Below are 4,954 nucleotides of genomic sequence, written 5' to 3' on the forward strand. Positions count from 1 at the left end.
CGCGACCTGTTGCCCGCGCCGGGCGAACGGGTCGCCGTACTCGGCTGCGGCACCTCGCTGTTCATGGCCCGCGCCTTCGCGGCCCTGCGGGAATCGGCCGGTCACGGACTGACCGACGCCTGGCCCGCGAGCGTGGTCCCCGCCGGCCGCGAGTACGACCGCTACCTGGTGATCTGCCGCTCCGGCACCACAACCGAGGTGCTGGACGCCATCTCCGCACTGCCCGAGGCGATTCCGCGCACGGTGATCAGCTCCAGCCCGGGCACCCCGGTGCTGGAACTGGCCCGGCCTATCCTCCTCGACGCGGTGGACGAGCTGTCGGTGGTCCAAACCCGGTTCGCCACAACGACGCTGGCCATGCTGCGCTGGCATCTGGGCGAGGACCTGGAGCCGGTTATCACGCAGGCCCGCGCGGTGCTGGCGGAGTGGGACGCGGAGGTGTCGGCGAATGTCCGGCATGCCGAGCAGATCACCTTCGTGGGAATGGGTTTCGCCGCCGCGCTGGCCGACGAGGCGGCGCTCAAACTCCGGGAATCCGCCCGCGCCTGGACGGAGTCCTACCTCGCCACCGAATACCGGCACGGCCCGATCAGCATCGCCGGGCCCGGCCGCGCGGTGTGGGAGTTCGGCACCCCGATCCCGGGCCTGGCCGACGAGATCCGCGCCACCGGAGCGCATTTCGAGCATCGCCCGCTGGACCCCATGGTCGAGCTGGTCCGGGTGCATCGGCTGTGCCTGTTGCGGGCCGCCGACCTGGGATTGGATCCGGATCGCCCACGCAACCTGAGCAGATCGGTCATATTGGGCTGATGGGTGCGTGGTGATGGCTGACACGGTTGGAGATCTGGTGCTCGCCGTGGACGTCGGCGGCGGCACCACGAAGGGTGAGATCACCGATGTCGACGGCGTGGTGTTGACGGCCGCCACCATCGAGACCCCCTATGGTGAGGCCGCTTTCGACGCGATCGACGAACTCGGCAGGCGGCTGCTCGGCGAATTGCCGTCCGCCGTGCGCGCTCAGGTCGTTCGCGCGGCGGTCATCCTGCCCGGACTGGTCGATCCCGAGCGCGCCGTCGCCGTGTTCAGCAGCAATCTAGGCTGGCGAAACGTGAAGGTGGGCAGCCGATTCGCTGACAGCTGGGACATGCCGGTGCTGATCGACCACGATGTGACGGTCGCGGGCTGGGCCGAATCCCGCTTCGGCGCGGGCCGCGGGACCGATGACGTGTGCGTGGTGATCCTGGGCACCGGGATCAGCGGAACCCTCACGGTCGGTGGACGGCTGGTGCGGGCACCGGCCGGGCAGTCAGGGGTCGCGCAGACCGGGGAATTCGGCCATATCCCGGTCCGATACCGCGATGGACTGGACTGCCCGTGCGGCAATGTCGGCTGCGTGGAGACGGTCGCCTCCGGTCCTGCCATCGCGCGGGCCTACGCCGCGCGCACAGGACGCGAAATCACCGGCGCCGACGCGGTTTTCGCCGCCCTCGACACCGATGACGAGGCACGTGCCGTGATCGCCGATGCCGTCGACGCCTTGGCCGCGGGCCTGCTCGGCGTGCTGCACGCCAGCTGTCCGGAACTGATCGTCCTCGGCGGCGGCCTGGCCGGTGCGGGCACGGTTCTCACCGATGCCCTGCACGCGCGGCTCACCGAGTTACTGCGGGTGATTCCCGTCCCCCGGGTCGCATTGGGCCAGTTCGGCATTCGCGCCGGACTGATCGGCGCGGCGGAGCTGGCCAGGTCGGGGTCGCTGTGAATGGCCGACGCGGGCTGGAGCTACGCGGCCGGGTCGTGACCCGGGCGGGCATTCTGGAGGATGCCGTGGTGACCGTGCAGGGTGAGCGGGTCGCCGCGGTGCGCCCGGCCACCGATTGGGCCACCACGCACCGGGAACTGCCGCCCGAGTACGCCGGGACGGTGGTCCCCGGTCTGGTGGACATCCACACGCACGGCGGCTTCGGTCACCGCTTCGACACCGACGACGCCGCGCAGGCGCGAGCCGCCGCCGCCTTCCACCACCGGCAGGGTTCGACCACCGTGCTGGCCAGCATCGTGACGGCCGCACCCGACATCATGGTCGCCCAGGTCACCGCGCTGCGCGGACTGGCCGTCGACGGCGTGATCGCCGGCATCCACATCGAGGGGCCGTTCCTGGCGCGAACCCGATGCGGCGCACACGATCTCGACTACCTCATCGACCCGGACACCGCCCTCGTCGACCGCCTGCTGCGGGCCGCCGACGGCCGACTCCGCGTCATGACCCTGGCCCCGGAACGCCCCGGCTTCGACACCGCCGCCAAACAACTGGCCGAGGCGGGCGTGGTGGTCGCTGTCGGCCACAGCGATTCGAGTTTCGCCCGCTTCCGCGAGGCGCTGAGCCCCGAAGGCTGCGCCACCCTGGTCACGCATCTGGCCAACGGCATGCCCGCCCTGCACCATCGCGCGCCCGGACCGGTGGCGGCGGCGCTGGTCTCGGCGGCCCAGCAGCAGGCGTACGTGGAGCTCATCGGCGACGGCGTGCACGTCGATTCCGGTTTCGGCGCACTGGTTTTCGCGACCGCCCCGGAACGCGTCGCGCTGGTCACCGACGCCATGCAGGCCGCCGGGATGCCGGACGGGCAGTATCGGCTGGGCCCGCAGACGGTCACGGTGACCGACGGGGTGGCACGGGTGGCGGGCGGCTCGCTCGCGGGCGGCACCTCGACCCTGCTGGACGGGTTGCGCTGGGCGGTGCGGGAATGCCGGGTGCCGCTGGCCGACGCGGTCGCCGCCGTCACCTCGACCCCTGCCGCCGCGGCCGGACTCGACGAGGTCGGTGATCTCCGGCCCGGCATGTACGCCGACGCCGTCGTACTGGACGAGGAGCTGAACCTGGTGCGAGTGCTGCGACGAGGCCGGTGGCTGGCGTGATCCTCACCGTCACCATGAATCCCGCCTACGACCTCACCTATCGCCTGGAACGGCTGGAACGCGGCCGCGCCCAGCGCGTGCTGTCGGTCGAACAGCGCCTGGGCGGCAAGGGCATCAATGTCATGCGCGTGCTGGGCCAGCTCGGAAGCGGTGCGCGGGCAACCGGATTCGCCGACCACACCTTCGCCGCCGCGGCCGCCGCCGAATTCCCGGCCGACTTCGTGCCCGCTCTGCCGTGGGTCCGGCGCACCGTGGTGATCAGCGAATCCCACGACGGCACCGCGACCGGATTGTGGGAGCCCGGCGCGTATGTCCACGAGCCGCACGCCGTGGACCGGCTGGCCGACCGCATCGCCTTCCTGCTGCCCGAGTTGCGCGGCGTCGTGATCTCGGGGTCGCTGCCGGGCGGTATCGAGGACAGCGTTCCCGCCGAACTGGCCCGCTCGGCCGTCGCCGCCGGGGTTCCGACGGTCTGCGATGTCGACGGACCGGCCCTGAAGCAGGCGGCCACCGTGCCAGGGGTCGTGCTCATGCCCAACCAGGACGAGCTCGAACGGCTCACGGGCGCGGTCGCCGAACGCCCCGAGGCCGTGGTGCGCGCCGCCCGCCCCCTCCTCGACGCCGGAGTCCGCGCCGTCATCGCCACCCGCGGGACCGCGGGCATGATCGCCGTCACCGCCTGCGGAGCCTGGTCCGCCCGCCTGCCGAAACCCTTGGCGGGCAATCCGACCGGTGCGGGCGATGCTGCCGCCGCATCCGTCATCCGTGCGCTCGCGGCCGTCTCCGACCCGGACTGGCCCACCGTCCTCATCGACGCCGTGGCGACATCCGCGGCAGCCGTGGTGATCCCGATCGCCGGTCAGATCGACCTCACCCTCCGCAGCCGCCTCACCCCGACGGTCGAGGTCACAGACCTCAGCACACTCACTCATCAACAACACGGGTGACAAGGCGGTTTGAAATACTAAGTGCCGCACACTAATTCCAATATTCAAACTCGAGATTTTCTGAATTAGATTGCGATACTGGACATTTCGGGTTCCCGGGACATGGGCGGCGGCGGTAGTATTAGCACATGCATTCGAAGGGGGAAGTATTCGAAACCAGCGGCATCACCCAACTGGTGACCGCAGTCCATTCCGTAGCGACCACAGTCCGCACCAACGGCCTCGCCATACTCACCGACGCCGAGTTCACCGCTTTCCTGCGCGACCTCGAAACCTGCAAACGCCAACTCTCTGCCCTTGATTCCCCGTTGATCATCGCGGTCGCCGAACGCGGCTTGCCACAGTCCACCGGTGCTGGTTCCCCGAAGGAATTCCTGCGCCAAACTCTGAGCCTGTCGCGCTATGACGCGGCAGGGCGCGTGAAAATCGCCGAAGTGTGCGGCGAGTTCCTCACCAGCGGCGGCAAGCCCCGCCCGATCGCGCTGTCCGCCACCGCGCAAGCGTACGAGTCCGGCGATCTTTCCCGTGACCATGTCCGCAACATCGTGGACGTGATCAAGCATCTGCCTGGCGATATCGCCCCGGAAGCGTACGCGGAGATCGAGCAACAGCTCGTGGAGCACTGCCTGACCGGCTGGCCGGATGACCTGCCGAAGATCGGCCGCGAAATCCTCGCGCGTCTGGATCCGGAGGGCACGGTGATCTCCGATGCCGACCGCCGCCGCCGTCGCGGCGTCACCCTGGGCCGTGCCGGTGTGGACGGAATGTCCAAGGTCGAGGGCTGGCTGACGCCGGAACTGCGCGCCTACCTGGACGCGTTCCTGGCCAAATACGCCCGCCCTGGCATGTGCAACATCGACGACCTGGAGCCGCTTGCCCTGTCGGAGAAGGCATTCGACACCAAGACGCTCGAGGACGCTGCCCGCCGCGATCGTCGCGATGCCGGTCAGCGCACCCACGACGCGTTGTTCGCGCTGCTGCAGCCCGTTGCCGCGACCGCCACCGCGACCGGCTCGCCTGCTGCTGTGGCTGGCGTGCCCAGCGAACCTGCCACTGCGGCTACCACGTACGGCCAGATCGCCACTGCGGCAGTC

Annotated in this window: 5 protein-coding genes; all 5 read left to right on the forward strand. The window is 70.0% G+C overall.

The window, feature by feature from the left end:
- A partial coding sequence (locus ACWELQ_RS37820; RefSeq protein ID WP_452401818.1) for an SIS domain-containing protein occupies nt 1-810 on the forward strand: 810 nt, incomplete at its 5' end.
- 13 nt (nt 811-823) lie between these two features.
- The gene (locus ACWELQ_RS37825; RefSeq protein WP_452401819.1) at nt 824-1,759 is read left to right on the forward strand and encodes an ROK family protein; all 936 of its coding nucleotides are present in this window, start codon (nt 824-826) and stop codon (nt 1,757-1,759) included.
- Nucleotides 1,756-2,913, forward strand: a complete 1,158-nt coding sequence (locus tag ACWELQ_RS37830; protein ID WP_452401820.1) for an N-acetylglucosamine-6-phosphate deacetylase — start codon at nt 1,756-1,758, stop codon at nt 2,911-2,913. The genes ACWELQ_RS37825 and ACWELQ_RS37830 overlap by 4 nt, the downstream gene beginning before the upstream one ends.
- Nucleotides 2,901-3,860 (forward strand): hexose kinase, encoded by a 960-nt coding sequence (locus ACWELQ_RS37835; protein WP_452401821.1) that lies wholly within the window; start codon nt 2,901-2,903, stop codon nt 3,858-3,860. The genes ACWELQ_RS37830 and ACWELQ_RS37835 overlap by 13 nt, the downstream gene beginning before the upstream one ends.
- A 128-nt stretch (nt 3,861-3,988) precedes the next feature.
- Nucleotides 3,989-4,954, forward strand: a 966-nt coding sequence (locus ACWELQ_RS37840; protein WP_452401822.1) for a DUF222 domain-containing protein, incomplete at its 3' end; no start/stop codon positions are given.

The sequence above is a fragment of the Nocardia sp. NPDC004722 genome (assembly GCF_053601505.1).

Bases quoted from the DNA above. Each gene is read 5' to 3' on its own strand.
- ACWELQ_RS37825 (WP_452401819.1), top strand. From the start codon at position 824: ATGGCTGACACGGTTGGAGATCTGGTGCTCGCCGTGGACGTCGGCGGC.